The organism is Henriciella mobilis, assembly GCF_003576285.1.
Lineage (GTDB): Bacteria > Pseudomonadota > Alphaproteobacteria > Caulobacterales > Hyphomonadaceae > Henriciella > Henriciella mobilis.
The window spans coordinates 454001-479747 of the sequence record NZ_QWFX01000013.1 but is presented as its reverse complement, the minus strand read 5'-3'; the positions used below and the strand labels follow the sequence as shown (position 1 = coordinate 479747).

Sequence of the window (25747 nt, the reverse complement as noted above, 5' to 3'; positions counted from 1 at the left end):
CAAGGCTTCACCTGTGTCTAGATAGATTAAGCGCATGATGAGAGCTGTAATCACTTCTGCACTTTTCGCGTCGCTGGCCATATCCGCGTTGATGATGCCTGCATCAGCCCAGTCCACGGTTGCGCGGGCCTCATGTCATTCGCAGGCGCAGTCGATCAAGGCCGGCCAAAAGGAAGCCAAGGCCCTTCAGGCCGAGCGCTCGGCGCTGCTTGAAGAAGTCGAAGCGGCTGGTGACGAATGGGAGGCGGCCGAGAGCACACGCCTGTTCGGTGACGCAGAGGTCGCCAAGGCAGATGCCGCAAAGCAGGAATATGAGGCTCTGAAAGCAGAGCTCATGAAGATCGATGAAGACCTTCAGGCACAAGTGGCCGAACTGAATTCTGCTGTCACCGACTACAATAATCGCTGCGCGACAAAGAAGGGCTAGGGTCAGTCCGTCAGTTCGGCAATTATCGGGACGTGATCGGACGGCTTTTCCATCTCACGCGCTTTCTTGAATATTTCAACCTTTTCAAGCCGGTCAGCCGCTTGCGGCGACAGGAGCAGGTGGTCAATGCGGATGCCATGACCTTTCTGCCAGGCGCCGCCCTGATAGTCCCAGAATGTGTATTCGTGGGCCCGGCCATCCGCGGCCTCATAAGCCTCGGTCAGGCCAAGCCATTTCAGCTTCTGGAAAGCTGCCCGCGTTGACGGCAGGGCGAGGGCGTCATCACGCCAGACTGCCGGATCCCAGCAGTCTTCATCACGGGGAATGACATTGTAGTCGCCGGCCAGGACAAAAGCGTCTTCCTGCTTGAGGAGCTCGGTGGCGTGGCTAAGCAGGCAATCCATCCATTTGAGCTTGTAGTCATATTTGTCGCCGGGCGCTGGATTGCCATTGGGCAGATATAGCCCGCCTACGCGGATGGGATGCTCGCACATCACCAGCGCTTCGATGTAGCGGGCCTGATCGTCACCTTCGTTGTCCGGCAGGCCTTTAACCACGTCCTCTAGCTGATGTTTGGAGAGCAGCGCGACGCCATTATAGGTCTTCTGGCCGTGAACGGCGCAGTTGTAGCCTAATTCCTCGATCTCCAGATACGGGAAGGCGTCCGTTTCGCATTTGATTTCCTGCAGGCAAACCACATCGCAGTCGATGGTTTTGAGGACCTCCAGTACGGTAGGAAGCCGGGCCTTGATCGAATTGACATTCCACGTCGCGATTTTCATGCGATCCGTATAGGCGTGATTCACGGCTGAGGCCATCATTCTACGGGCAGTTCTGCTTAATCCGGTCCGAGAGTCAGCTGCATGGGGTGACGGCGCGATACGAACTCAGTTATCGGAGTCAGTGTGTCAGGGGAAAGTGAACTCATGTTGCGGATTGCCGGACTCGTCTTGCTGATCATCTCCAGTGTTGCCGCATGCGGACCGACACCGCAGCCGCGCCAACCGGATCTCTCCGAGCTTTACGCGTCCGCGCCGAGAGGGCCGCTACCGGACGGTGTGCGTCCGACACTGTACACGCTCGACCTTGCAATAGATCCTCGGCAAAAGCGATTTGGCGGCCATGTAACGATTGAGCTGGACCTCGACCGTCCAGCCACGGGTATTTGGCTCCACGGCCAGGACCTTGAAATCCGGAATGTCGTCGTTTCGTCCCCCAACCGGAATAGCGCGGAGGGTGTGTGGCGCGATGTTCTGCAGTCCGGCGTTGCCTGGCTGGGATTCCCGAGGCGTATGGGCCCGGGACCCGTCACAGTGGACATTTCCTATACGGCGCCATTCGACGCTAATCTCGCCGGTCTGTTCAGGGTCGATGAACAGGGCAATGCCTATGCGCTCGCCAAGTCTGAAAGTATCCAGGCCCGCCGCTTCATGCCGGGTTTTGACGAGCCAGCCTTCAAGGCGCCCTTCGACATCAGACTGACCATCAATGAGCGTGACACGGCGATCACCAACACCCCTGAAAAGTCATGGGAAACTCTTGAGAACGGGCAGATACGCGTTGAGTTCAAACGCACGCGGCCATTGCCAACATACCTGCTTTCGCTGGCGGTTGGATCATTCGAGACGGTCGAGGGGCCCGACCTTGCACCGAATGAGGTGCGCGATGTGGAGATCCCTCTGACTGGCTATACGCGCGCTGGTAAGGGCAAGGAGATATCCTACGCGCTGATGATGACCGAACCGATGATCGACTTCTTCGAGCGGTCGCTGCAAGTGCCCTATCCATATGAGAAGCTCGACATTATCGCCGCGCCGCAATGGCCGAGCGGTGCGACTGAACTGGCGGCGGCCATTACCTACCGTGAGAGTCGCATCCTGTTCGGCCCTAGTAGCGGACCAGCCGCTCGGCGAGCCTTGCTTGGCATCCATAGCCACGAAATTGCGCACATGTGGTTCGGTGACCTCGTCACGCCGCCATGGTGGGACGATCTTTGGCTGAAGGAAGCATTTGCCAGCTGGGCGACAGGAATCGTCCTGGCGGAGCTGGAGCCAGAAGGCGGTCATGAACTGGATGCGATCGCGGATTCAGTCAGCGCGATGGGGCTCGACAGCCTGGCGAGCGCAAGGGCTGTACGCGAACCAATCACGCTCAACGAAGACATCCGGAACGCCTATGATTCAATTACTTATGACAAGGGGCTCGCTGTCATTGCGATGGTCGATGCCTACTTCGGCGCTGAAACATTCCGACCGGCGCTGGGCCGATACATTCAGCGCTTTGAAGACTCCGTCGCCGACAGCACGGATTTCTTCGAAGTCATAGGCCAGGAAACAAATGAGCCCGATCTCACCAAGGCGTTCCGGAGCTTTGTCGAGCGGTCTGGCTTGCCCGTCATCAACACTGAACTCTCTTGTCCCGACGATGGTGTGCCTGAGATTCGCCTGACCCAACGGCGCTACAAACCGCTAGGGAGCATGATCGAGCAGGCCCAGCCCTGGACGATACCGTTCTGCATGACGGCTGGGACGAGTGAAGAGACTGTGCGTGCCTGCCAGATGATCAATGGCCGCTCCTCAACGCTGAGATTGGATGAGGCCGGTGCGTGTCCGGCCTGGGTCATGCCAAACGCGGACGGTAAGGGCTACTGGCGTTTCGAATTGGCAGATCCGCAATGGGCGACATTGGCGGTGAACTTCCATTTGTTGAGCGGCGGCGAAGCTCTGGTCGCCGTCGATAGTGCGCTGGCCAGCTTCGAAGCGGGCAGCATATCGCTGTCGTCCCTGACCGCGATCCTGGAAGCGGGGGCGCGGCGCTCGGAACGGCAGGTCGTGACGGAAGCGATGGACGCTTACCGGTCGCTGATACCGCTCGTCGAGGGACGACCAGAGGCGCTGGCAGGCTTCCGGTCCGAACTGATGCGTGTTTTTCGTCCGAGACTGGCAAGTCTCATGTCCTCGGAGGATGAGAATGACCGCATTCTGCAGCAGCGCATAGAAGCCTTTCTGGCCCGCCAGGGGCGCGATGAAGCGCTTCGCGAGGAATATGCCAATGCCGCCAAGGCCTATGTCGGCATGCGGTCCCGCCGAGGCGCACGTGAACTCACCAGCGATGATTTTGCCACCGCTCTCGCCATTGCAATGCAGGAGGAAGGCGAACCATTTCTGAAGGCCTTGCTGCGCAGCCTGAAGTCGATCGATGATCCTACTTTCGCAGCAGCGGCCGCATATGCGATCGGACAGAACTCTGATCCCGCACTGGCCGACGATATCGGATCGCTGACCTTGTCTGGAATTCTGGGGACCCGAGAGAATTACACGATCATTGCCGGACAGATGGACCAGCCCGAGACGATGAACGACACATGGTCCTGGCTACAGATTAACTTCCCGGAATTCCTCAAGGTCATTCCAGGCCAGCGGCCTCGTTCCACGCCTCGGCTCGCGAGGAGCCTCTGCACGCGTCAGGGCCGGGACGAACTCGAAAACTTGTTCGAGGTCTATGGTTCTCTCGCGCAGGGACACGAGCGAGCCTTGGCCGAAGCCCTAGAGAGCATCGATCTCTGCATCGCACTACACGATGCGAAAGCGGCCGAGGTCCAGGCTCATTTTGCCCGATTTGCACCAGCCGAGCCTGTGGCCCCGGTAACTGGTCAGGTTGTTGAGAGCTCTCCCGTGACAACACCGGCTTCGAGCAATTGATCGATCTCGGTGCTGGACCGCCCGAGGCTTGCAAGCACGTCGCGCGTATGTTCGCCAAGCCGCGGTGCCGGGCCCTTCGGGCCATCATCGGCGCCGGGAAAACGCACGGGAGATGCAGGTGAGGAAAAGGTCGTTCCATCGCCGGCAGACGAGGGAACATCGACAATACCTCCAGCGGCCTTCACCTGCGGGTCCAGGGCCGCTTCGGCGAGCGTTTGCACGGGGGACCAGGCGAGCGACTGTTCGTCCAGTCGCTTGGCCATTTCTTCGCGCGTGTACTTCGCAAATCCGGCGTCCAGAATTTCGACGCATTCCTTTACGTTGCGTCGTCTCCCCTTGGCTGAGTTGAAACGTTCGTCGTCGATCAGATCTTCGCGTCCAATAGCGCGGCAGATGGGCGCCCAGTCCGCTTCTCCCTGGCGCGAAACAAGGCAGATCCAGTGGTCGTCGCTGGTCTTGAAGAAGTTCGTGATGGGAACATTCTGCTCATGACGAGACTTGGTCGAGCTGAGGCGCCCAAAGAAGAGCTGGATTGCGAAATCGGAGCCAACAGCAAACAGGGCGGTTCTCAGCAACGAAGACTCGACCAGGCGTCCCTTGCCGGTCTTGGTGGCTTCAACGAGCGCTGCACAGATGCCCGCCGCAGTTGCGATACTGGTCGTGTGGTCGCCAAAGGCCGTTCGGCAGGGAAATGGATCCTGTCCCTTTGGCACGGTTGCGCTCGCAACACCCGACCGCGCCCAGAAACTCGCAATATCGAAACCAGGTTTGTCGGCGTCGGGGCCTTCAAGGCCATAGCCGGTCAGGGTGCAATAGACGAGTTTCGGATTGTCGGCCTTGAGCTGTTCGTAACCGAGACCGGAGCGTTCCAGCCCGCCCGGACGCACGTTCGTCAGAAAGACGTCCGCATCCTTGGCCAGTTCGCGCAGCAGTGCATTGCCTTCATCTGTGCGCGTATCGATGGCGATGGATTTTTTGCCCCGATTGTCAAAGTCGAAGACCGGATTGTCCTGATAGTCTGTTCCGAGCGTCGCGAAAAACTTCCGAATCGGATCGCCGCCGGGCGGTTCGACCTTGATGACCTCCGCGCCCCAGTCACTGAGAATGCTGCCCGCGCCGGGAGCAGCCATGTAGGTCGCATATTCAATTACCCTGATGCCTTCGAGCATTGCGTGTGTGTCTCCCTGTTTTTTCCGGCAGGTCCAGCCGTTATTGGTAAACCGGAAATTAACCGGCTCGATCCAAATGTCTGCACATAAGGATCAGGTACTAGAGAGGCCCTTTCCCCATGGGTATAGCAACAATGCGTTCTCACCTGTCGCAGGGGGATATCGAAAAGCTGATGCGTGGCGAGACGTCTGAAGAGCGGGCGGGCATCGCGCATCGCCTTTGCCGCCGGATTGCGGCTGACCCGCTTACTGACGAAGAACGGGCGCATGCGGAAGAGATCATCAAGATTCTTGCCGATGACGCAGCAGACCTCGTCCGGCGTACGCTGTCTGTTACGCTTCGAAATTCGCCGCGCCTGCCGCGTGATGTTGCCTTGCAACTGGCACAGGATATCGAAGAAGTGGCCGTGCCGGTCCTGGAATTTTCTCCATCATTCACAGACGAAGACCTGATCGAACTTGTCCTCGCCGTTACCGCTTCAAAGCAGGCCGCCATTGCCTCCCGTCGATATGTCAACGAAGAGCTTACCGATGTGATCGCGGAGCATGGCGCTCCGGAAGCGGTCAGCGTTCTGACGCGCAACAAAGGAGCGGCGTGGACGAATTCCGCGTTTGAACATTCGATTCGCCGGTTCCACGACAATGATGACATCAAGGAAGGCATCATCAGCCGCGAACAGATTCCGATCCACATCGCCGAGAAGCTGGTTTCGCTTGTGTCTGGGCAGGCTTTTGATTTGCTCGTCAACAAGCATGAGCTTCCCGCGCAGATTGCAATCGACCTGGCTGCGGGCGCACGCGAGCGCGCCACGATCGACCTGGTCGAGCAGGCCGACCGCACGCAGGATATGGAGTATTTTGTTCATCAGTTAGATTTGAATGGCCGCCTGACTTATTCGCTTATCATGCGAGCCCTATGCGTAGGTCATATGAAGTTTGTGGAGTATGCCCTGGCCGAACTATCGGGCGTGCCGCACAATCGAGTGTGGCTCATGATCCACGATGCCGGCCCCAGTGGGTTGGCGGCGGTGTTCGACCGGGCAGGGCTGCCGCGAAAACTTCTTCCAGCCTTCAAGGCGGCGGTCACTGTTTATCACGAGACCGAACTTGACGGCGGCGCCAATGACAAGGCCCGGTTCCGTTCGCGCATGATCGAGCGGGTCCTGACCCAGTTCCAGGCGATTCCAAAGGCAGATCTCGACTACCTTCTCGAAAAGCTCGATATCTACTCAGAGCAGGCCGAGGTGCAGGAAGAGACCGAACAAGAAAACGTGCGGTATATCGGGAACGCCTAGGCGTCGGCGGATGGCCGCATGGCAAGTTCGACGCCGATCGAGGCCAGTTCATGCCCGTCGCGATAACGGGCGCCTTCTGCGATGACCGAAATTCCGCAGGCAACAGCAGCCTCGACGCGGTTCATCAGATCCTCGTCGCGGAAAAGCTTGCGCGAATCTACGCGGACCGTGTCCAGCATGAGGCGAAGCCCTGTATCGAGCGGCGTGTTCCAGGAGTGCGTCGCGATCACGCCAATTCGAAAACCCTTCCGGCGAAGATTTTCAATGCTGCGCGTGACATCCTTTCGGGATTGAGACAGCGACGCGTCGGTGACCTCGATGCAGATTTCTTGAGGAAGCAGGCGGCTACGGGCAGCTGCAGCTTCGCAAGCTATCGGCGTGTCGGGATGCATCATGGCTGATACAGGGGCTTCAAGGTGGATCGGACGCACGTCCATATCTGTAACACGTGCGCGCAGGGCCACGTCTTCGATCATGTCAGACAGCCAGTTGGCCGGGCTATCGACATTTGAAACCAGGCCCGACGCCCCGAACGCTGCGAGTTCTTCGTAGCGACGGGTCGACTGGACGGCGGCGCAGGTTACGTCGCCGGTCACGAGGTGAACAACCGGCTCAAATCGAAGAAGGCGTCCTGCGCCTGCTACGGGTCCGGTAGATTGAACGCGCATTCTGGCGTGTTGCATGTCTCACCTGTGTCTGTGATTGTCGGGAAACAAAAACCTAGCGAAACAAAGTTGAAATCAGGCGCACGACCCAGAGCCGATTTTCTTCAAATTTCTTGAAAGTTTGGGAGGACAGACCTTGAACGAACCCGCAGCCGCGCCGAAGCTTTCTTCGACGATCCTGTTGTTACGTGACAATCCCCGCCTTGAAGTCCTGATGGTGAAGCGCCACTACGAGATTGATTTCGCGGCAGGGGCCCTCGTTTTTCCAGGTGGGAAAACAAATGAGGAAGACGCCTCTGAGGCATGGATCGAACTCTCGGATGGCGATTTCCACGGTCCGGAACTTGCCGCGCGTGTCGGAGCCGTTCGAGAAGCCTTTGAAGAGTCCGGCATTCTACTGGCGCGAAAAATAGGTGAGCGCGGGCCTGGAAAGCCACTCGTCGACGCGAAGCTTGCAGCGTCGCTTGAGGCTCATCGCGGCCCAGTTGATCGACAGGAGGAAAGCTTTGTCGAGCTGGCGCGCAAAAATGGCTTCGTTCTGGCGCTGGATACGCTTGTTTATTTTGGACACTGGATCACGCCAACCATGATGCCCAAGCGTTTCGATACGCACTTCTATCTGGCGCCAACCCCGCCGCAACAGTTGGCAACCCATGATGGCCGAGAGACAACCGAAGCCGTCTGGCTTGAGCCGCAGGAAGCCCTAGACATGGCCGAAGACGGACGTGCCACGGTCATTTTCCCGACGCGAATGAATCTTGGAAAGCTCGGGGAATGCGCCCAGGTAGCCGCTGCGGTCAGTCGTTTTGCGACCGAATCCGTCGTGACTGTGTTGCCGGTGGTAGGCAAGGACGAGATGGGCAATCCGTGTCTGCACATCCCAGCGGAGGCCGGGTATATGCAAACCACCGAACCTATCGAGCGCGTGGCAAACGTAGCAAAACGCTAGTGTGGGTCGGCCTAGCGCTTGTAGGCTAGCGGCCGCTCGCTCTCGTCAAGATTTAGGTAACGGTCACGCAGCTTTGTTTGGCGGCTTTCCAGGGATTGCTCGACGCCGTTGATAAACACGTGGGTTGGCGCGCTCATCACTTCGAGAGGATCGCCGTCCCATATGACGAGGTCACCAACACTTCCGGGGGTGAGCGAACCGAGATCGTCCAGGCCGAAAATTGAAGCTGGTGCTGACGTGATCGCGCGCAAAGCATCTTCATGTGAGACGCCATTGGCCACCGCATTCCCGGCGCTTTGCAGCACCAGACGCGTCTGATGGCTGTCATCATCGAAATAGGCGAAGGCAACAGCAACACCTGCATCCAGAAGGCGTCCGGCGTTTTTTTGCGTGGATGCCAGGTTTTCAAAGCGCCCAGGCAGATTTGCATACTGATTCAGGATAACCGGAATTCCTGCTTCGCCCAGTTCATCGGCGACAAGCCAGCCTTCGCTCGCGCCGACTAGGGCGACATCAAGTTGCCTGTACTCATCTTTCAGGGCGATCACTTTGCGGATGTCGCTTGCTCGATCGACGGAGATCAGAAGCAGCTGCTGACCCCGTGCCGCCGCTGAGAATTCCTGCGCATCGAGCCGGCCGAGCACATCGCCTTCATCAGAAGCGATGTAGCGGGCCGGATAGGTCCGGGCGTCCGACAGTGCGGCCCGCAGCGTCGCCCACGCAGACGCACGCGAGCCACCAGACAGGCCAGCACCGCCTTCGCCAAGGTTGATGAAGCTGAATGCCTGGGCTTTCGTGATTGAGTCAGCTTCGCCGGATGTATCGGCGACAAATCCCTGTCCACCAAACATGTTTGCACCAAATCCGGGAACCACGGCAATTCGTGTTACGCCTTCAATCCGTGTGACCGGAATGGTCGTGGCAGATGGGTTGAACGCGTCTGAAAGGTGAAGGGCAGGTCCGAACGTCGCTGATGGAGCAGTTGTATCATTCGTTGAGTCTTCAGCGCCCACTTCCACGACGCCCACGCGCGAGAATGCGGAGAAAATACCCGGTGTAACCCAGGCGCCTTCAGCATCTATGCGAGCCATGTCGGCAGGAATGGAGGCGTCCGGCGCTACGGCGGTCACCCGGCCGTCACGGATGACAATTGTCGACCCTGCGACCATATCGTCGCCAGTCCAGAGATTGGCGTTCGTAATGGCGACGGACTGCGCATTCGCGGCAAAGGCGATAGCGGCGGCTGCTGAGCAGGCGGAGAGAAGTCTGCGGATCATTTCGTGTCTCCTTCGCCAGGCTGGCCGAGTTCGAAATCTGTAACCGGATTGAGGTCGGGATTATTGCGATCGAACATCAGCACGCCGTCAATGTAGACCTTCTCGGCTTGGGAATAGACGCTGAAGGGATCGCCGGACCAGACAACAACGTCGGCATCCTTGCCGGCCTCAAGGGATCCGGTGTGGTCGAAGATGCCAAGGGATTTCGCAGGATTGGCCGACAGCCACGTCCAGGCATCGGCCTTGGAGATATCGAGCCCGGCCCTGTTGCCGTCAGCGAGCGCCTTGGCGGCTTCCTGGTTGAGACGCTGGACACCGATGTCGCTGTCGGAATGAACGATCGCACATGCGCCCGCATTATGGACAAGGGGTATGTTCTCCCGGATGCCGTCATAGGCTTCCATCTTGAAACCCCACCAATCGGCCCACATTGCGGAACAAATGTCTTCTTCCGCCAGCTTGTCGGCAATCTTGTAGCTCTCGACAGCGTGGTGGAACGACGTCACCTTGTAGCCGAACTCTTTCGACATATCGATGATCTGGGCCATCTCGTCGGCTCGGTAGCAATGCATATGGACGAGGATATCACCGTCCAGCACGCCCTTAAGCGTATCCAGCTCTAGGTTGCGGCTGGGAGGGTCGCCGCCCTCATCTTCCCATTTTTCCCATTTGCGCTTGTATTCTTGCGCTTCAATCCAGGACGAACGGTAACCGGCAACGTTGCCCATGCGCGAGTAGGGGGCGCCGCCTGGAAACCGGCCGCCGCCATAACCGTAGACGCGTTTCGGATTTTCGCCGCACGCCATCTTGAGCGTGTAGGGCGCATCCGGAAATTTCATGCCTTGCACCGTACGCGACGGAACGTTCTTTACCGTCACACCCCGTCCGCCAAACAGATTGGCCGATCCGGGCAAAATCTGCATCGAAGTTACACCACCAGCGAGGGCGCGGACGAAGCCAGGATCCTGCGGCCATGCACCATGCTCAGCCCACACTTCTGCGGTAACCGGCCCAGAAATCTCATTGCCGTCACTGTGCGCCGATACACCGGGTGACGGGTAGACGCCCAGATGGGAGTGATTGTCGATGATGCCGGGCGTAACGAACTTGTCGCTGGCATCGATAACCTCAATGCCTTCGCCCGGCTCTAAATCGGCGCCGATCTGAATGATGTCGCCATCACGCAAAAGAACATCGTAGTTCTCGAATACGCCGCCAATGCCATCATAGACCGTCGCATTCTGCAGCAGGACGGGGTTGGAAGGGTAAGGTTCGTAAGTGGACGGAAAGGGATCCTTGTCGAACGCTCCCGATGCCGCCTTTGATGGCGCGTCGCCTGTCCCGCCTTCGCTGCACGCCGCCGCGCCAAGCAAAAGAAATGCGGCGCTCGCCGTTCGCCATGCGTATTTCATTTCAGCCCCTTATTGCCGCTCCCAAGGGCGTCATACTGCCCTGATTGCGACGGGATTCAATGCTTGCGGATGCAATTTGCGATCGTGTGGCTTAATTGCCCTTCGGCGGAATTGACCTCGTCTTGAGGGCGTATGCAAATTCCTTCAAACGGGAAAAGGCACCGAACTCGGAAACAGCAATCTGGTCCAGGCGGCGCTGCAAGCGTCCTGTCGTTGAAGATGGCGTGTCGGCACCGGCGAGCTTCCAGGCCATCCGGCTAGCGCGGTGCTGGAGGGCTTGAAGGCCTGACCCCGTTTCGAAGACCGGCCGAGCCGTGCGGTGATCATTCGAAAAGTACTTCTTGTAGTGGTCGTGCCCATTGGCCAGGTCGTATACGCGCAACCCCATATCTCGCATATGCTCCAATACGCTCATCAGCAGAACATTGCCGGGTGAAAAGTGGGCAAAGGCGGGATTGAAGGCAGCGATCCACGGATGAAACGCATTACCAACCCGGACACCGAAATGCCCGCTGATCAGCGTTCCGCCGACGCGCAGGGATGTCATGAAGCTGTAAGGACTGCGGGCGACAGCGTCGAGGATTTCACGCGCTTTGGTCGCATTCGTGAGATCGACATAGCCGCTCTGGCGAAATTGGGCGCTCTTGAATTGCAGTAGTGTCTCAAGCGTTTGCTCATCGGGGCGACCCCAGTCAAACACCGGCACGCCCGCCTCGCGTTCGAGCTGGTTTCTAAGCCGCCGGAAGTTCTTGAAGCGCTTGGCATGAGCCGAGCGCTGGTTCTCGTATAGGTCATCCGGATTTTGGTCTGAAATTCGGATGATATGACTGTCGATTTCGATGCCTTCAGCTGCAGCTTTTGCACCGGTATGTAGACATCGCCAAGGGTCCGGAACCGCTGATGAGGAAAACGCGGCAATACCAGCGAGTGCGAGTGTATCCTTGATGGTGAGCGGAAACCCTTCGGCGATGACAGGCCCCGAATAGTCGGAAAAAGGCATGCCGAGCGGACGAGCATAGCCATTTGGGCGAAGGTGGACAGGAAGCACCGCTTTCAGGTCGTCTCTGTCATGAATCCGGATGATGCGAACATCATCACGCACGCCAGATATGACGTGTGCAAATTCGGGCGTCAGCAGCGCGCTGTCATAATCCTGGTGCGCGCGGCAGAGATTTCTCCAGGCTTCCACATCGTTTGCACTGAGGGCATCATAGCGCTCGACGGTAGCATGGAGGTGAGAGAAGGCGGTTTTTACCTTCATGATAGGTTCGCCTCGACTGCGAGAGGTCGCGTACATCCCGGGGCTTCGGGATCGACTATGAATGAAGCAGGGGTTGGTGTGCGACCGACTGGCTTGCGCTCCGATTGTTTCAGGAGCCTGGCGAGGGCCGCCTTTCCGATCACGCTCGGAGACACGGTATCAGGTCGTCCGGGATGGGCGCCAAAGTCTCGGCGCAGCCGGCCGTTGGTGTACAAGGCATTTGCGCGCAGCAGGGCCGGTACAGTCATGAATTCACAAGACAATGATACATTCAGCATGTCGCCGTTCTGCACACGATGCGGTGCTGTCTGTGGCCAGGTGATGGCCATTCCGGGCTTGAGGAGGACTTTCTTAGCTTCCGTTTCAAATTCGCTTCGGAATGCCAGTCCCTCCTCCTGCTGACGCAAGACAATAGCTTCTAGCTTTTCGTTCGGTGCATAGCGGTCTGTCGCGGGGTAGACCCAGACCGTTTTCTCGCCGCGTATCTGGAACAGGGCAACGACCGGGATATCGAGGTGGTAATGCACATTGATACCTGGTGAGGAAATCAGCACGCCCATGTCGCGCTTGAAGATCTTTCGTCCGGTTGCGGCTTGCAACCCGTTGAATATCTGATCGGCAATCGGAGCGTAGTCCTCGACCAGCTGGTTGGTTGCGCGCAAGTTCAGCCAGATGCGGCCTTCACGGACGGCTTTAAGGAGATCCTCGCCAGACAGGTCGGGCGCGACACCGCGTATGGGCGCTTCTTCCCCTTCACCGTGAGCTGCAAACGTCCAGATGCCGAGCTGATCGCGCGGATACGCATCTAGTAGCGCAGCGAGCGATGCGTCGCAAAAGGAGGGCGATCGATCCAGCGTGTGTGAAGCGCTAATCAGCGTCTTGCCGAATGAGGTCTTGATTTCGTTTTGCCAGTCGATCGCCATGATCTGTCCCGTCCTGCAACAGTTTCTCGCTTTCGCCCGGTTGGAATGGCGTAAAGCAGAAGAGTCGCGTGACAGGCGAGCAAATATCGGACCGAACCTTGAGAAGAGGCTTGGGGCTACACGTCTAGGTCATCTGCGAAGTGCGCATTTTCCTGAATGAAACGGAACCGGTGTTCGGCCTTCTTGCCCATCAAGGTATCGATGAGTTCTGCCGGGCGCAGTTCGGTTAACTCGTCCATCGAGTCAGGAAGAGTGATGCGGGCGAGGGTCCTCGTGGCCGGATCCATGGTCGTTTCCTTGAGATGGATCGGGTTCATTTCACCCAGACCCTTGAAGCGGCCAACATCGACTTTCTGGTTGGGCTTGAACTCTTTCTGCATGAGCTCTGCCTTCTGCTCATCATCCATCGCATAGACCGACTTGCCCTTGAAGCTCAGCCGGTAAAGCGGCGGCATAGCGAGATACAGCCGACCACTCTCGATGAGCCCAGGCGTCATTTGGTAGAAGAAGGTGATAAGCAGTGACGCGATATGTGCCCCATCGACATCGGCATCCGTCATGATGATGACGCGCTCATAACGAAGATCGTCGATATTGAAGCGCGTCTTTAGGCCGGTTCCCAGGGCGAGCATCAGGTCTGCCAATTCCTGGTTCTTCTCCAGCTTGTCATCTGACGCCGAAGCGACGTTGAGGATCTTCCCGCGAAGGGGGAGGATAGCCTGTGTCTTGCGATCGCGGGCCTGTTTCGCGGAACCGCCCGCCGAATCGCCTTCGACGATGAACAGCTCGGTACTTTCCGGTCCATTGGCCGAGCAGTCAGCGAGTTTGCCAGGCAGGCGCAGCTTCTTGGTAGCGGATTTGCGCTGAACGTCCTTTGCCTTGCGCCGGCGCGCACGCTCATCCGCGCGCTCCATGGCCCAATTGAGGAGTTTGTCGGATTCCTTGGGGCTGGCAGCCAGCCAGTGATCGAAACGATCGCGTACGGCATTCTCGACCAGCCGGAATGCGGCAGTTGTCGAGAGCTTGTCTTTGGTCTGGCCAACGAATTCCGGATTGCGAATGAAAACCGAAAGGAGGATGCCCGCATAGGACATGATATCGTCCGCGGTAATGCTGGAGGCTTTCTTCTGGCCGGTCAGTTCGCCATAGTTTCGAAGACCCTTTGTGATCGCCGAGCGCAGGCCCGCTTCATGCGTCCCGCCATCCGGCGTCGGAATGGTATTGCAATAGGAACGGGAAAAGCCGTCTGCCTCGCCGAAGCCCGATGCGGTCCAGGCGATCGCCCATTCGACCTTGCCGTCGTCTGTTTCGACCAGGCCGGAGAAGGACTCCGCGGTGATCGTATCCTTGCCCTTGAAGACCTCATCGAGCTGGTCGGCGAGTCCGTTAGGGTAGGTGAGCACTGCTTCTGCCGGGACTTTGGAGTCTTCAGGCAGGAGTTCAGGGGCGCAGCTCCAGCGGACTTCGACCCCTCGGTAGAGGTAGGCCTTGGAACGTGCCATCTGGAACAGACGCGCCGGGCGGAAGCGCAGCTTTTCACCGAAGATCTCGGTGTCCGGTTTGAAGCGGACGGTTGTGCCACGCCGGTTGGGCGCCGCCCCGGCGAGGTTCACCGGACCTAGCACTTTTCCGCGCTCGAACATCTGGACGTAGAGCTTCTTGTCGCGGGCGACCTCCACTTCCACCCGCTCTGACAGGGCGTTCACGACAGAGATCCCCACGCCGTGCAGGCCGCCGGCTGTCGCATAAGCTTTGTTTGAGAACTTTCCGCCCGAGTGCAGCGTGGTCATGATGACTTCGAGTGCCGACTTGTCGGGGAACTTTGGGTGTGGGTCCACGGGTATGCCGCGTCCATTGTCCACGACTGTCAGGTAACCGTCCTCGGCAAGATGAACTTCGATACGGCTGGCATGACCGGCCACCGCTTCATCCATCGCATTGTCGAGAATTTCGGCAAAGAGGTGATGGTAGGCCCGTTCGTCCGTGCCGCCGATATACATGCCTGGCCGCTTGCGGACCGGCTCAAGGCCTTCGAGGACCTCAATGTCCTTCGCAGAATATCCGGATTGGTCTGGTGTCATATCGTCGAACAGGTGCGCTTGGTTCTGGGCTGCCATCGAGAAGACTCCGTCTAGACCGACTCATGGAAAGGATACGAGCCCCAATGACATGCCGAAGCTGTTAATGGCGCGTTAACCCTATCGGATTCCCACAAGAGTCTCGATTTCAGTCAACAAGTTCGCGTGCCCGGGCAAAAACAGCTTCGAACATTTCAGCGGTGAGTCGGCCCGTATTCGTGTTGTAACGCGAGCAGTGGTAGCTCGATAGCAGCGTGCGTCCATCGGGCAGGGGATATTCGCTGGCGTGACCGAAGGGATATTCCTTCAGCCGCAAACCAAGCGTCCGGACGGTGGAGTCGTGGGCAATCTTGCCGAGGCACAGAAGGACCTTGAGATTTGGCAGGGCGCTCATTCGTGCTTCCAGGAAGGGGCGGCAAGTGTTTATCTCCGCGCCAATCGGTTTGTTCGCGGGCGGGACGCAACGCACCGCATTCGTGATCATGGCCTGTTTCAGCCGAAGCCCATCGTCGGGCCGTGCCTGGTAGGTGCCTTCGGAGAAAGCGAACTTATCCAGCGTCGCATAGAGCAGGTCGCCGGCCCAGTCGCCCGTGAATGGTCGTCCGGACTTGTTCGCCCCGGTAACACCTGGCGCAAGTCCTATAACCAGCAGCGCTGCTCCGGCGTCGCCAAAAGAAGGCACCGCACCGTTAAACCACTCCGGATGTTTGCGGGCGTTGTCCTCTCTGTATTCAACCAACCGAGGACAAAGTCTGCAGTCCGCAGGCGCTTCAGGAGGCGTGCTCGTGTTTTTATTCATATTCATCGTCTGTCCGGGATTGTTCTTCAGAATCACTGTCACGGCGAGGGCGGGCAATCAGTTCAGCCATATCATTCAGATCAATGAAGACATCAGCTTCCCGGCGCAGTTCGTCTGCGATCGTCTGGGGCTGCCCCTTGACTGAGGACACCACGGTTACTCTAGCACCACGCCTTTTGGCGGCTTCGACAGCGCGCCGGAAATCTCCGTCACCGGCGAACAGCACAATATGATCGACCAGGCTGGCTGTCTCGGTGACGTCCACAGCCAGTTCCACATTCATGTTCCCCCGGACACGCCTGCGCCCTTCGCGGTCCGTGAACTCCCGGGCAGGTTTGGTGACGACGTTAAAACCGTTATAGGCCAGCCAGTCGACAAGCGGTCGGACGGGGCTGTACTCATCGCTCTCAACAATAGTGGTGTAGTAGCTCGCGCGCAGAAGGCGGCCCCTGTCCCTGAATTCACGCAATAATTTCCGGAAATCGACTTCCAGATTAAGCGCGCGCGCCGAAGAGTACAGACTGGCGCCGTCGATGAACAGCGCCAGTCGCTCGTCCTTGTAAAAGACCATCTATAAAAGTCCGCTCTGGAGAAACATTCTGATGCAATGGCATTCAGGGTAGGTTTCAACTGCGTTTCAGACAAGAAGCCGGGTTGTCTTGCATTGGTGCAGCGCATATAAACAACGGTTACAGGAGATTTCCCCCATGGCACGCGTTACTGTTGAAGACTGCATCGAGCAGGTTCCCAACCGTTTTGATCTCATTCTGCTGGCGGCGCAGCGCGCCCGTATGATCCGCGAAGGTTCGCCCCTAACGGTGGACCGCGACAACGACAAGGATCCGGTCGTTTCTTTGCGTGAGATCGCAGATCGTTCGGTTTCCCTGGACGTTGTGCGCGAAGGCCTGATTGCAAACCTGCAGGAAGTTCGTCCTGGCGAAGAAGAAGAGCGCGAAGCAGACCGTGCAGCTCTCGAAGCCGCTCCTGCGGCAAGCGAGGAAGACGTGATGCGCGCCTACCAGGCTGAGCTCGAATCGGGGCGTGACGACAGGTTCTAGACAACTCATGGCCAGCGCGACCGTTACTTCCACTGATCGGTCGCCCGCAAATATGGAGCGGCGCGAGAGCGGTGCTCCGCCTGCTGTCCCAACAGCGGACGACCTCGTAAATGCCGTTGTTTCGTATCACCCGTCAGTAGACAAAGTCCGTCTGGCTGAAGCGTACACTTTCGCCAAGGAAACGCATGGCGAGCAGCTGCGGAAATCTGGCGACCCATATTACACTCACCCGGTGCAGGTCGCGATGCTCCTTGCGGAGACGCGGCTCGACGAAAACACGATCATGGCAGGCCTCCTCCATGATACGGTTGAAGACTGCGATGTCTCCTTAGACGAGATAGAGCGTCGGTTTGGAACCGATGTGGCCGAACTGGTGGACGGCGTCACAAAGCTTGGAAAGCTCGACTATAAATCTGAGAAGTCCAAGCAGGCGGAGAACTTCCAGAAATTTATCCTCGCAACTGTGCAGGATGTGCGGGTGCTTCTGGTGAAGCTGGCCGACCGGTTGCACAATATGCGCACGCTCCATTTTGTGCCGAAAGAAGAATCGCGCCTTCGGATCGCGCGCGAAACCATGGAGATTTATGCGCCACTCGCGAGACGGGTCGGTCTCTACGCGGTCGCATCGGAACTCGAAGATCTCTCTTTCCACCATGTCAATCCGGCAGCCAGGGCGAGCATCGTCCAGAAGCTGGAAGATCTAACGTCGGAAAACGCCGACGATCTTGAGAGAATCCGCTTTGCCATAAAGCAGATCGTTGCGGAGCAAGGGATCAAGGCACGGGTGAAGGGACGCCGCAAGCAACCATATTCTATTTGGCGCAAGCTCGAGAAGAAGTCGATTTCCTTCCGCGACGTCGCCGATATATTTGCCTTCCGGATCATCGTCTCGGATGTGAAGGAATGCTACCAGTTGCTCGGTGCGTTCCACACCGTGTGGGCCTGTTTGCCGGACCGGTTCAGGGATTTCATTTCTGTGCCGAAGCCCAATGGCTACGCTTCATTGCATACGACGGTCCGTGCATCGGGCAATCGCCTGGTCGAGCTGCAGATCCGCACGGAAGCCATGGACGAAACGGCCGAGCGCGGCGTTGCGGCCCACTGGACCTACAAGAACAGTGAATACGGCTTCGACCTCGAATCCTCGAAGGCCGCCGGTCTTGACCCCGGCGCGAACCTCAGAGCCTTCGGTGAGCTTCTCGCGGATGGTGCTGAGCCTGACGAATTTCTTGAGCATGCCAAGCTCGAGATGTATCGCGAACACGTTTTTGCCTTCACGCCGAAGGGCCGTCTTATCATTTTGCCGGGCGGCGCGATGCCGCTCGATTTTGCCTATGCAGTCCACACCGCAGTCGGTGACACGTGCGATGGGGTGAAGATCAATGGTGTGGTCCGAACGCTCCGGACGCCTCTAAAGAATGGTGATGTCGTCGAGATCCTGCGTCGACCGGAGGCCCGCCCCGTCGTTGGCTGGGAAGCACTGACGATTACCGGACGCGCCCGGTCTGCGATCCGGCGTCTGATACGCGACCGCGAGCAGGCTGAGTTTGTGAAGCTCGGGCGCACGCTCATCGACCGGGATTTACGCCGTGCGGGTCTAGACCCGTTCGAGGTCGATTTGCCTCGCGTTGCGCGGCGCGCTGACTTCGAGAGTTCCGAAGCGCTTGCCGAAGCCATCGGGCGCGGACGGTATGACACGGCAGAGTTCATCCGAACCGTGTTCCCCGGATATGAGCCGGTCCAGTCCATTCCGACCGATAGAACCGTTCTAGATGACAGTCATGCCAGCCTGATGGTGGCAGGTGAAGACCTGACGCCTGGCGTAACCCTTCACTTGGGGGAATGCTGCCACCCCATACCGGGCGACCGGATTATCGGATTGCGGGAACCCGAAAAGGGCCTCGTGATTCACACGATCTATTGCCGCCGGGTCGCTGAATATGAAGACCGTCCCGACCTCTGGGTTGACCTGCGCTGGAATGAGCTTGCACGCCAGGGTGTCGTCGCGGTTGGGCGGATCAATGTCCGGGCCATTAACAAGCGTGGCGTCATGGCAAGTCAATGCTCTGCGATTGCGCAAGCGGGCGGGAACATCACCCGAGTCGAGACGAGCGAACGGAATCCGGACTTTCTTCAGCTGGTCTTCGATATTGAGGTTGAGGACCTGCGCCATCTGGAGCAGATAAAGGCCGCATTGCGAGCGCTCGCCGTCGTGGAGAGTGTCGAGCGGATTGAGGAGTCGGCGACTTGACCAGTGAAGACGTGCTCGAAGTATTTCGCGAGGCAGGCGCTCTTCTGGAAGGTCATTTCATCCTGTCTTCTGGCAGACGAAGCCCTGTCTTCCTGCAAAAGGCACTGGTTTTTTCCCGGCCTGAATTGTCAGCACGCCTCTGTGGGGCGCTAGCGGAAAAAGTACGCGAGACATTCGGCAAGATAGATGTTGTTGCGGGACCGGCTGTGGGTGGGATCATTCCAGGATATGAACTCGCACGCCAGTTGGGCTGCCGGTCCATTTTTGCTGAACGTGTGGACGGCCAGCTCACGTTTCGCCGCGGTTTCTCGATCGCCCACGGCGAACGCGTGCTGATCGCTGAGGACATCGTCACCACCGGCTTGTCATTCCGGGAAACTGTCGAGGCGCTTGCGAAACATCCCGGGGTAGTTGTCGGAGGGTCCTGCGTCATTGATCGGTCGAACGGCAAAGCAGACGTTGGCTGTCAACTTGTCTCGCTCGCGCAGGTCGACTTTCCCGACTACGACCCGGAAGATCTCCCGCCAGAACTGGCTTCCGTGCCCGCCGTCAAGCCGGGTAGTCGCGGCCTGGCCTGAACTGAACAATAGAGGCCCGAGCGTCCATGATCATCGGAATGGGCAATGACATGTGCAACATCGAGCGGATCGAACAGTCGATTGCGCGCTTCGGTGACCGTTTCAAACAGCGCTGTTTCACGGATGTTGAGATTGCTCTGGCCGAGCGCCGGCGCAGGAGTGCGGAAACCTATGCCAAGCGGTTTGCAGCGAAAGAAGCTTGTGCGAAAGCGCTTGGCACAGGCGTACCCCGGCGCGGCGTACATTGGAAGCACATGGGCGTTGTGAACCTTCCGTCTGGCAAACCGACCATCGCCTTGACGGGCGGAGCGGCTGTAAGACTGGAAGCGCTTCTGCCGGACGGGCATGAGGCACTTATTCACCTAACCATCACGGATGACCATCCGTGGGCGTCGGCTGTTGTCATCATAGAGGCGATGCCGATAAGAACCGCGCCATGAAGAAAGTGCGCCCCAAAAGGACCCGGTTGCGCGCGGCCGGAAAATCAGTCCGCCGAAAGCGGCCTGAACTGGACGATGACCAACGCGCCGACCTCGAAGGGCGTCTCGGCTACACGTTCGGCCGGGTTGATTGGTTGAACCGGGCACTGACCCATCCGAGTCTAATTGATAACTACGCTGGTGACGCGCAATTCTCGAACCAGCGTCTCGAGTTCCTTGGCGACCGGGTGCTTGGACTCGTCATGGCAGAGGTTCTGATCGCAAAATTCCCGGCGGAGCGGGAAGGCTACCTCACAAAGCTGTTTCACCATCTTGTGAGTGGCGAGACCTGTGCCGAAGTCGGGGAGGCCATGGGCCTGCGATCGTTTCTGTTCCTCGACCCGTCCATGGAGAAGAACAAGCGCGGAAGCTATGACAAGAGCGTTGCGGATGCGGTTGAGGCAATTATCGCGGCTGTGTACCGGGACGGTGGTCTTGAGGCGGCCCGAAAGGTAATCGACAAGCATTGGATCATGGATCTTGTTGAACGCGAGGTCTCGCAACAGAACCCCAAGACCCGTCTAAGCGACTGGTGCGGGGCCAATCGCGCGCCCTATGCAGTGTATGATATTATTGAGCGGTCGGGGCCGGACCATGAGCCGGAGTTCACGGTGCGCGTGCGGGTTGACGGGATTGGAGAGGCGATCGAGACAGGGCGGTCGCGACAGGAAGCGGAAATGGCAGCCGCAGACAGGCTATTGAGAGATATTCAGCGCAATGAGTGATACGGCGACAGACATCACGCGAGCAGGCTTCGCTGCCATCATCGGTGCGCCGAACGCGGGCAAATCCACACTGACAAATGCTATGGTCGGCACCAAGGTCGCGATCGTGACGCACAAGGTGCAGACGACCCGGTTTCCGGTCCGCGGCATTGCGCATGCCGATGGCGCCCAGATCGTTATTGTCGATACGCCCGGCATCTTTGGTGCCAAGAAGCGTCTCGACCGGGCCATGGTGCGGGCGGCGTGGACGGGAGCTGAGGATGCGGATGCTGTCGTTCATCTCATCGACGCCGCCGCCTGGATCGCTGTGGAAAGCGGTAAACCGACAGCCGCTCAGAAAAAGTCTGTGCAAGACGACCGCGCCGTTATCGAAACCCTGAAAAAATCCGGTCGGAAGGTCATGCTTGCATTGAACAAGATCGACCTGTTTGCGCATGACCAGATCCTTCCGCTCATGGCGCAATTCGATGAGGCAGGGGTGTATGCGCAGATCTTCATGATCTCTGCAGAAAATGGCGACGGTGTCGATCAGCTGATGTCCGCACTGGCGGCTTCCATGCCAGAAGGGGGGCCCCTTTATCCGCCGGAGCAGTCAGCTGATATTCCAATGCAGTTGCTTGCTGCAGAGATCACGCGCGAAAAGCTCATGCTGCGGTTGCATGAAGAGCTGCCTTACCATCTCACGGTGCAGCCTGAGGCCTGGGAAAACTTCCAGAACGGTGATGTGAAGATACAGCAGGCCGTGATTGTGGGACGCGAAACCCACAAATCCATGGTGCTCGGAAAGAACGGCCAGACGATAAAGGCGGTCAGCAAGGCGGCGCGCCAGGAACTGAGCGAATTGCTTGGCCGGCGCGTCCATCTTTTCCTGTTCGTGAAAGTTGATGAGAAATGGCAGGAACGTCGTGAATCCTATTCCACGCTCGGCCTCGAGTTTGATGCCTGATGCATTGGCGCGATGAGGGCCTAATCCTCGGCGGGCGCAAATTCGGAGAAAGCGGCCTTGTCCTGGATGTGCTGACTCGAAGCCGAGGGCGGCGGTCCGGCCTGGTTTATGGCGGCGCCTCCCGAAAGAAACGAGGACAGTATGAACCTGGAAACCAGGTTGAACTGTCCTGGACTGGGCGGCTTGAAGAGCAGCTCGGGCGATTTGACGTCGCCGAAGCGACAAAGTTGCGGGCCTCCAGGCTGTTGGACCGACCTGACGCACTTGCGGCCGTTGCGTCCGTGTGCGCGATCCTGCGCGGGGTGCTAAATGAGGGCGACGAAGCGGGTTCGGCCGTATTCGAGGCGACACAGATGCTTCTGGACGCCATGGAAGATGACGTCTGGCGAGCGCTTTATGTACGCTGGGAGCTCGGTTTGCTTTCTGCGCTTGGTTTCGGCCTCGATCTGGAAGCGTGCGCCATTAGTGGGGCAAATGATGGACTGACACACGTGTCGCCAAAGACCGGAAGGGCAGTGCGCGGGTCTGAAGCGGAAGAATATGTGGACCGGTTGTTCGTACTTCCCCGCTTTCTGATCCAGCCGAATGCTGGAGCTACGCGCGAAGATGTTTTGCATGGTATTGAGTTAACTGGTTTTTTTATCGAACGGCGATTGTTTCATGCTGTGAACAAGGATTTGCCAGAAGCGCGCCGTCGCCTTGCATTGCGTTTGCAAAAGGACCGTTAGCTGCAGAGGGCGCCGTTCCCCATGTCAAAGTGAAAATGGTCCGCGTGGTCGGCATTATAGTCCGGGCCGAGGACAACCGAAAATACTCTGCAGGCGCCGGTATGAATCTCATCGAGAAACGCACCTTCTGCGCTGTCTTCACGCCACTGTTCGCGAACCTGAATTTCTCGGCCGTCTTCAAGGCGAAAGCCGATGATGTCGATTGCGTTCGCCCGACCATGCTCACTCAGACGGTTTGTGCCGGCGATGTTCCTGCATGAATAGCTTCCGTAGGTCAGCACTTCTTCGATACGGCTGCCGAGCAGAGTTTGGGCTTGCGGTCGGACGACATCGTGTTCCCAGATGTAAAGGGCGGCCATAGTCGAGCAGGTCATGCGAAGCGGGGTGACAGAGTAGGGGAAGTTTGAACGATCGAGTACAAGCGCGCGCTCAAGCGGACATGTAGGGTTGCCGGCATTTTCGCCGACGGGCGAGTAGCCTATGCCAGCCTTGTCCAGGAGAGTGTAGCAGAGGCTGGTATCGCTCTTGATCCGGGCCAGTTTATAGTGCGTTGCAACGCCAATCGGATCGTTGAGATCAATCGGGCGAAGAGGATTGTGTTGAGGCGGCAGAAAGCGGTTCAAGGTTAGGATCGCCAGGATAACGGCGGCAGCGATCCCCAGCTGCTTGATTGTGCGCCTCAGCGTGTTGTTCATTCCTTAACCAATGCGGCCTTTCTGTTAACGTAAATTCTGCGGCGCTGATTCTGTTCAGCGGTCGAATCGATCCTAAGGAGCCGACATGTCCGATATCCTGGACCATGAAGATGGCAACATTATCAATGAACCGCTGAGCGAGGCGCTTACCAAGCGATACCTTGCCTATGCGCTTTCGACCATCACGTCTCGCGCCCTGCCAGATGTTCGGGACGGCCTGAAGCCGGTCCAGCGGCGTATTCTCTACGGCATGCGTGAGTTGAAGCTCGACCCGGATGCTGGCTATCGCAAGTGTGCCAAGATCGTTGGTGATGTCATGGGTAACTATCACCCCCATGGTGATAGCGCGATTTATGACACGCTTGTCCGTCTCGCCCAGAACTTCTCCGTTCGATATCCGCTCGTTGATGGCCAAGGCAATTTCGGCAATATCGACGGCGATAGCGCCGCTGCTTATCGGTATACCGAAGCTCGCATGACCGAAGCCGCCAAGCTGATGCTCGAAGGCCTCAGCGAGGATGCGGTCGACTTCAAGGACAACTATTCGGAGACCGACACCGAGCCGGTTGTTTTGCCGGCCGGGTATCCAAACCTGCTGGCGAATGGGGCAACGGGCATTGCGGTCGGAATGGCCACATCAATTCCGCCGCACAATGTTGCCGAAGTGATTGATGCAGCGCTCCTGCTGATCGAGAATCAGGACACGCCGATTGCCGAACTGATGAACGTCATGCCAGGACCGGACTTTCCGACTGGCGGCGTCATCGTTGAGCCGCGCAGTGCAATCCGAGAGGCATATGAGACCGGGCGCGGCGGATTCCGCGTGCGTGCGCGCTGGCATACCGAAGACCTGGGCCGGGGTACGTGGCAGATTGTGGTCACGGAGATCCCGTTCCAGGTGCAAAAGTCGCGTCTCATCGAGAAGCTTGCCGAGCTCATCGAGACTAAGAAAGCGCCGCTCCTAAGCGATGTGAAGGATGAAAGCGCGGACGATATCCGGATCGTTCTCGAACCACGTGCCAAGACAGTGGAACCCGATGTCCTGATGGAGAGCCTGTTCAAGCTCTGCGACCTGGAATCGCGTTTCCCGATGAACATGAACGTGATTCACAAGGGTGCGCCGCGCGTTATGGGGCTTCGCGAAGTTCTGCAGGCCTATCTCGACCATCGCCGCGAGGTGGTGGTGCGCCGCGCGCAGTTCCGGCTCGACAAGATCGACAAGCGGCTTCACCTGCTCGATGGCTATCTCGTTGCTTATCTGAACATTGATGAGGTGATCCGGATCATCCGTGAAGAGGATGAACCCAAGCAGATCATGATGGAACGCTTTGGGATTACGGACATCCAGGCCGAAGCCATTCTCAATCTCCGTCTGCGCGCCCTTCGCAAACTCGAGGAGATGGAGATCAAGCGGGAGCATGAGGCGCTTTCAAAGGAACGCGAAGACATCCAGTCGTTAATCGGATCGACGCGGCGTCAGTGGACGCGCGTTGGCAAGGAGCTGAAAGAAGCGCGCAAGGCCTTTGACCCCGACACTGAGCTTGGCCGCCGCCGCGCAGCTTTCGAGGATGCGCCGGAGATCGATCTCAGCGCCGCTCTCGAGGCCTCTACACCGAAGGAGCCGGTTACCGTTGTCCTCTCTTCCATGGGTTGGATCCGCGGCATGAAAGGTCACGGTCTCGATATGGACTCGACCAAGTTCAAGGATGGCGACTCGTTGTTCAAGAGTGAGGAAGTCTACACCACTGACAAGGTCGTTCTTCTGTCGAGCGATGGCCGAGCCTTTACGCTGAATTGCGACAAGCTCCCTGGCGGACGAGGTCATGGCGAACCGATCCGGCTGTCTATCGATCTAGAAGACAATGTCGACATCGTCGCCATGTTCAAACTTGAGCCGGAGCGCAAGCGTCTCGTTGCGTCGGACATTGGCTACGGATTTATCGTGCCGGAAAGCGAACTTGAATCGAACCGCAAGGCCGGGAAATCGGCTGTGAATACAGGCGCTGGAAAGCTTGTCGTTTGCGAGATTGTGCAGGGCGACCATATCGCTGTGATCGGCACGAACAAGAAAATGCTCGTCTTCGCCCTTGATGAGTTGCCGGAAATGCCGCGCGGCAAGGGCGTCAAGCTGCAGACCTATCGTGGCAAGGACGCACTGGCAGATGCCATGACATTCTTCAGCGAAGACGGCTTGTTCGTTCGAGACGCCGCAGGCCGCTCACGCGGCTTTCCAGAATGGCAGGAATGGCTCGGCAAACGTGCGCAGGCCGGCAAGGTTGCGCCAAAAGGATTCCCGAAATCGGGGCGTTTCAACGGATAGCTTGCCACGAC

The 25747-nt window shown here is 58.1% G+C and carries 23 protein-coding genes; 12 read left to right on the top strand and 11 right to left on the bottom strand.

All coding sequences use genetic code 11. The features are described from left to right. Positions 1-34: 34 nt before the first annotated feature. Entirely contained in the window at positions 35-427 is a 393-nt protein-coding gene (locus D1223_RS12795) for a hypothetical protein (protein ID WP_119376808.1), read from the top strand. Positions 428-429: 2 nt separating this feature from the next. Here the strand turns inward: D1223_RS12795 and xth are convergent, their stop codons facing one another. Then, entirely contained in the window at positions 430-1209 is a 780-nt protein-coding gene (gene xth / locus D1223_RS12790; RefSeq protein ID WP_119377138.1) for an exodeoxyribonuclease III, read from the bottom strand. Positions 1210-1353: 144 nt separating this feature from the next. On the opposite strand from xth, the gene D1223_RS12785 reads away from it, so the two are divergent. Continuing rightward, a complete protein-coding gene (locus tag D1223_RS12785; protein WP_119376807.1) occupies positions 1354-4128 on the top strand; it encodes a M1 family metallopeptidase in 2775 nt (924 codons plus the stop codon). On the opposite strand, the gene D1223_RS12780 is transcribed toward D1223_RS12785, so the two are convergent. After that, positions 4080-5297 carry a CaiB/BaiF CoA transferase family protein gene (locus D1223_RS12780; RefSeq protein WP_119376806.1) on the bottom strand — a complete coding sequence of 406 codons (1218 nt, stop codon included), beginning with the start codon at positions 5295-5297 and terminating at the stop codon, positions 4080-4082. The genes D1223_RS12785 and D1223_RS12780 overlap by 49 nt on opposite strands. A 119-nt stretch (positions 5298-5416) precedes the next feature. Between D1223_RS12780 and D1223_RS12775 the strand changes: the two genes are divergently transcribed. Then, on the top strand, positions 5417-6592 hold the full coding sequence (locus tag D1223_RS12775; protein ID WP_119376805.1) for a DUF2336 domain-containing protein: 1176 nt from the start codon (positions 5417-5419) through the stop codon (positions 6590-6592). On the opposite strand, the gene D1223_RS12770 is transcribed toward D1223_RS12775, so the two are convergent. After that, on the bottom strand, positions 6589-7260 hold the full coding sequence (locus D1223_RS12770) for an EAL domain-containing protein (RefSeq protein ID WP_267896315.1): 672 nt from the start codon (positions 7258-7260) through the stop codon (positions 6589-6591). The genes D1223_RS12775 and D1223_RS12770 overlap by 4 nt on opposite strands. A 133-nt stretch (positions 7261-7393) precedes the next feature. Here D1223_RS12770 and D1223_RS12765 point away from each other — a divergent pair, with 133 nt between their 5' ends. After that, entirely contained in the window at positions 7394-8206 is an 813-nt protein-coding gene (locus tag D1223_RS12765) for an NUDIX hydrolase (RefSeq protein WP_119376803.1), read from the top strand. 11 nt (positions 8207-8217) lie between these two features. On the opposite strand, the gene D1223_RS12760 is transcribed toward D1223_RS12765, so the two are convergent. From D1223_RS12760 to D1223_RS12730, 7 genes are all read right to left on the bottom strand, one after another. Beyond that, positions 8218-9483, bottom strand: a complete 1266-nt coding sequence (locus D1223_RS12760; RefSeq protein ID WP_119376802.1) for an amidohydrolase family protein — start codon at positions 9481-9483, stop codon at positions 8218-8220. Further along, a complete protein-coding gene (locus D1223_RS12755) occupies positions 9480-10895 on the bottom strand; it encodes an amidohydrolase (protein ID WP_119376801.1) in 1416 nt (471 codons plus the stop codon). Before D1223_RS12755 ends, D1223_RS12760 begins: the two co-directional genes overlap by 4 nt. A gap of 91 nt (positions 10896-10986) precedes the next feature. Continuing rightward, positions 10987-12156, bottom strand: a complete 1170-nt coding sequence (locus D1223_RS12750) for a GNAT family N-acetyltransferase (RefSeq protein WP_158588471.1) — start codon at positions 12154-12156, stop codon at positions 10987-10989. After that, positions 12153-13079, bottom strand: a complete 927-nt coding sequence (locus tag D1223_RS12745; protein ID WP_119376799.1) for a hypothetical protein — start codon at positions 13077-13079, stop codon at positions 12153-12155. Before D1223_RS12745 ends, D1223_RS12750 begins: the two co-directional genes overlap by 4 nt. 116 nt (positions 13080-13195) lie before the next feature. Beyond that, positions 13196-15196: a DNA topoisomerase IV subunit B gene (gene parE / locus D1223_RS12740; protein ID WP_119376798.1), complete on the bottom strand. Its 2001-nt coding sequence runs from the start codon at positions 15194-15196 to the stop codon at positions 13196-13198. Between the two features lie 109 nt (positions 15197-15305). Next, entirely contained in the window at positions 15306-15956 is a 651-nt protein-coding gene (locus tag D1223_RS12735) for a uracil-DNA glycosylase (protein ID WP_119376797.1), read from the bottom strand. Continuing rightward, positions 15949-16527, bottom strand: a complete 579-nt coding sequence (locus D1223_RS12730) for a LabA-like NYN domain-containing protein (protein ID WP_119376796.1) — start codon at positions 16525-16527, stop codon at positions 15949-15951. Before D1223_RS12730 ends, D1223_RS12735 begins: the two co-directional genes overlap by 8 nt. 136 nt (positions 16528-16663) lie before the next feature. Here D1223_RS12730 and rpoZ point away from each other — a divergent pair, with 136 nt between their 5' ends. From rpoZ to recO, 7 genes are read left to right on the top strand one after another with little or no spacing between them, the layout of a single operon-like run. Next, entirely contained in the window at positions 16664-17014 is a 351-nt protein-coding gene (gene rpoZ / locus D1223_RS12725; protein ID WP_119376795.1) for a DNA-directed RNA polymerase subunit omega, read from the top strand. Positions 17015-17021: 7 nt separating this feature from the next. After that, a complete protein-coding gene (locus D1223_RS12720; protein WP_233353156.1) occupies positions 17022-19265 on the top strand; it encodes a RelA/SpoT family protein in 2244 nt (747 codons plus the stop codon). After that, a complete protein-coding gene (pyrE, locus tag D1223_RS12715; RefSeq protein ID WP_119376793.1) occupies positions 19262-19843 on the top strand; it encodes an orotate phosphoribosyltransferase in 582 nt (193 codons plus the stop codon). Before D1223_RS12720 ends, pyrE begins: the two co-directional genes overlap by 4 nt. Before the next feature lie 26 nt (positions 19844-19869). Continuing rightward, the gene (acpS, locus tag D1223_RS12710; RefSeq protein ID WP_119376792.1) at positions 19870-20283 is read left to right on the top strand and encodes a holo-ACP synthase; all 414 of its coding nucleotides are present in this window, start codon (positions 19870-19872) and stop codon (positions 20281-20283) included. Next, positions 20280-21047 (top strand): ribonuclease III, encoded by a 768-nt coding sequence (gene rnc, locus D1223_RS12705; RefSeq protein WP_119376791.1) that lies wholly within the window; start codon positions 20280-20282, stop codon positions 21045-21047. The genes acpS and rnc overlap by 4 nt, the downstream gene beginning before the upstream one ends. Further along, a complete protein-coding gene (era, locus tag D1223_RS12700) occupies positions 21040-21993 on the top strand; it encodes a GTPase Era (protein WP_119376790.1) in 954 nt (317 codons plus the stop codon). Before rnc ends, era begins: the two co-directional genes overlap by 8 nt. Continuing rightward, complete coding sequence (recO, locus tag D1223_RS12695; protein ID WP_119376789.1) at positions 21993-22721, top strand: DNA repair protein RecO; 729 nt, start codon at positions 21993-21995, stop codon at positions 22719-22721. The genes era and recO overlap by 1 nt, the downstream gene beginning before the upstream one ends. Here the strand turns inward: recO and D1223_RS12690 are convergent. Next, positions 22718-23416 carry an extensin-like domain-containing protein gene (locus tag D1223_RS12690; RefSeq protein WP_119376788.1) on the bottom strand — a complete coding sequence of 233 codons (699 nt, stop codon included), beginning with the start codon at positions 23414-23416 and terminating at the stop codon, positions 22718-22720. The genes recO and D1223_RS12690 overlap by 4 nt on opposite strands. Before the next feature lie 85 nt (positions 23417-23501). Between D1223_RS12690 and parC the strand changes: the two genes are divergently transcribed. Beyond that, on the top strand, positions 23502-25736 hold the full coding sequence (gene parC / locus D1223_RS12685; protein ID WP_119376787.1) for a DNA topoisomerase IV subunit A: 2235 nt from the start codon (positions 23502-23504) through the stop codon (positions 25734-25736). Positions 25737-25747 lie beyond the last annotated feature (11 nt).

Coding starts and splice junctions, on each gene's coding strand:
- D1223_RS12795 (WP_119376808.1), top strand. CDS start 35: ATGATGAGAGCTGTAATCACTTCTGCACTTTTCGCGTCGCTGGCCATA.
- xth (WP_119377138.1), bottom strand. CDS start 1,209: ATGAAAATCGCGACGTGGAATGTCAATTCGATCAAGGCCCGGCTTCCT.
- D1223_RS12785 (WP_119376807.1), top strand. CDS start 1,354: ATGTTGCGGATTGCCGGACTCGTCTTGCTGATCATCTCCAGTGTTGCC.
- D1223_RS12780 (WP_119376806.1), bottom strand. CDS start 5,297: ATGCTCGAAGGCATCAGGGTAATTGAATATGCGACCTACATGGCTGCT.
- D1223_RS12775 (WP_119376805.1), top strand. CDS start 5,417: ATGGGTATAGCAACAATGCGTTCTCACCTGTCGCAGGGGGATATCGAA.
- D1223_RS12770 (WP_267896315.1), bottom strand. CDS start 7,260: ATGCGCGTTCAATCTACCGGACCCGTAGCAGGCGCAGGACGCCTTCTT.
- D1223_RS12760 (WP_119376802.1), bottom strand. CDS start 9,483: ATGATCCGCAGACTTCTCTCCGCCTGCTCAGCAGCCGCCGCTATCGCC.
- D1223_RS12755 (WP_119376801.1), bottom strand. CDS start 10,895: ATGAAATACGCATGGCGAACGGCGAGCGCCGCATTTCTTTTGCTTGGC.
- D1223_RS12750 (WP_158588471.1), bottom strand. CDS start 12,156: ATGAAGGTAAAAACCGCCTTCTCTCACCTCCATGCTACCGTCGAGCGC.
- D1223_RS12745 (WP_119376799.1), bottom strand. CDS start 13,079: ATGGCGATCGACTGGCAAAACGAAATCAAGACCTCATTCGGCAAGACG.
- parE (WP_119376798.1), bottom strand. CDS start 15,196: ATGGCAGCCCAGAACCAAGCGCACCTGTTCGACGATATGACACCAGAC.
- D1223_RS12735 (WP_119376797.1), bottom strand. CDS start 15,956: ATGAATAAAAACACGAGCACGCCTCCTGAAGCGCCTGCGGACTGCAGA.
- D1223_RS12730 (WP_119376796.1), bottom strand. CDS start 16,527: ATGGTCTTTTACAAGGACGAGCGACTGGCGCTGTTCATCGACGGCGCC.
- rpoZ (WP_119376795.1), top strand. CDS start 16,664: ATGGCACGCGTTACTGTTGAAGACTGCATCGAGCAGGTTCCCAACCGT.
- D1223_RS12720 (WP_233353156.1), top strand. CDS start 17,022: ATGGCCAGCGCGACCGTTACTTCCACTGATCGGTCGCCCGCAAATATG.
- acpS (WP_119376792.1), top strand. CDS start 19,870: ATGATCATCGGAATGGGCAATGACATGTGCAACATCGAGCGGATCGAA.
- rnc (WP_119376791.1), top strand. CDS start 20,280: ATGAAGAAAGTGCGCCCCAAAAGGACCCGGTTGCGCGCGGCCGGAAAA.
- era (WP_119376790.1), top strand. CDS start 21,040: ATGAGTGATACGGCGACAGACATCACGCGAGCAGGCTTCGCTGCCATC.
- recO (WP_119376789.1), top strand. CDS start 21,993: ATGCATTGGCGCGATGAGGGCCTAATCCTCGGCGGGCGCAAATTCGGA.
- D1223_RS12690 (WP_119376788.1), bottom strand. CDS start 23,416: ATGAACAACACGCTGAGGCGCACAATCAAGCAGCTGGGGATCGCTGCC.
- parC (WP_119376787.1), top strand. CDS start 23,502: ATGTCCGATATCCTGGACCATGAAGATGGCAACATTATCAATGAACCG.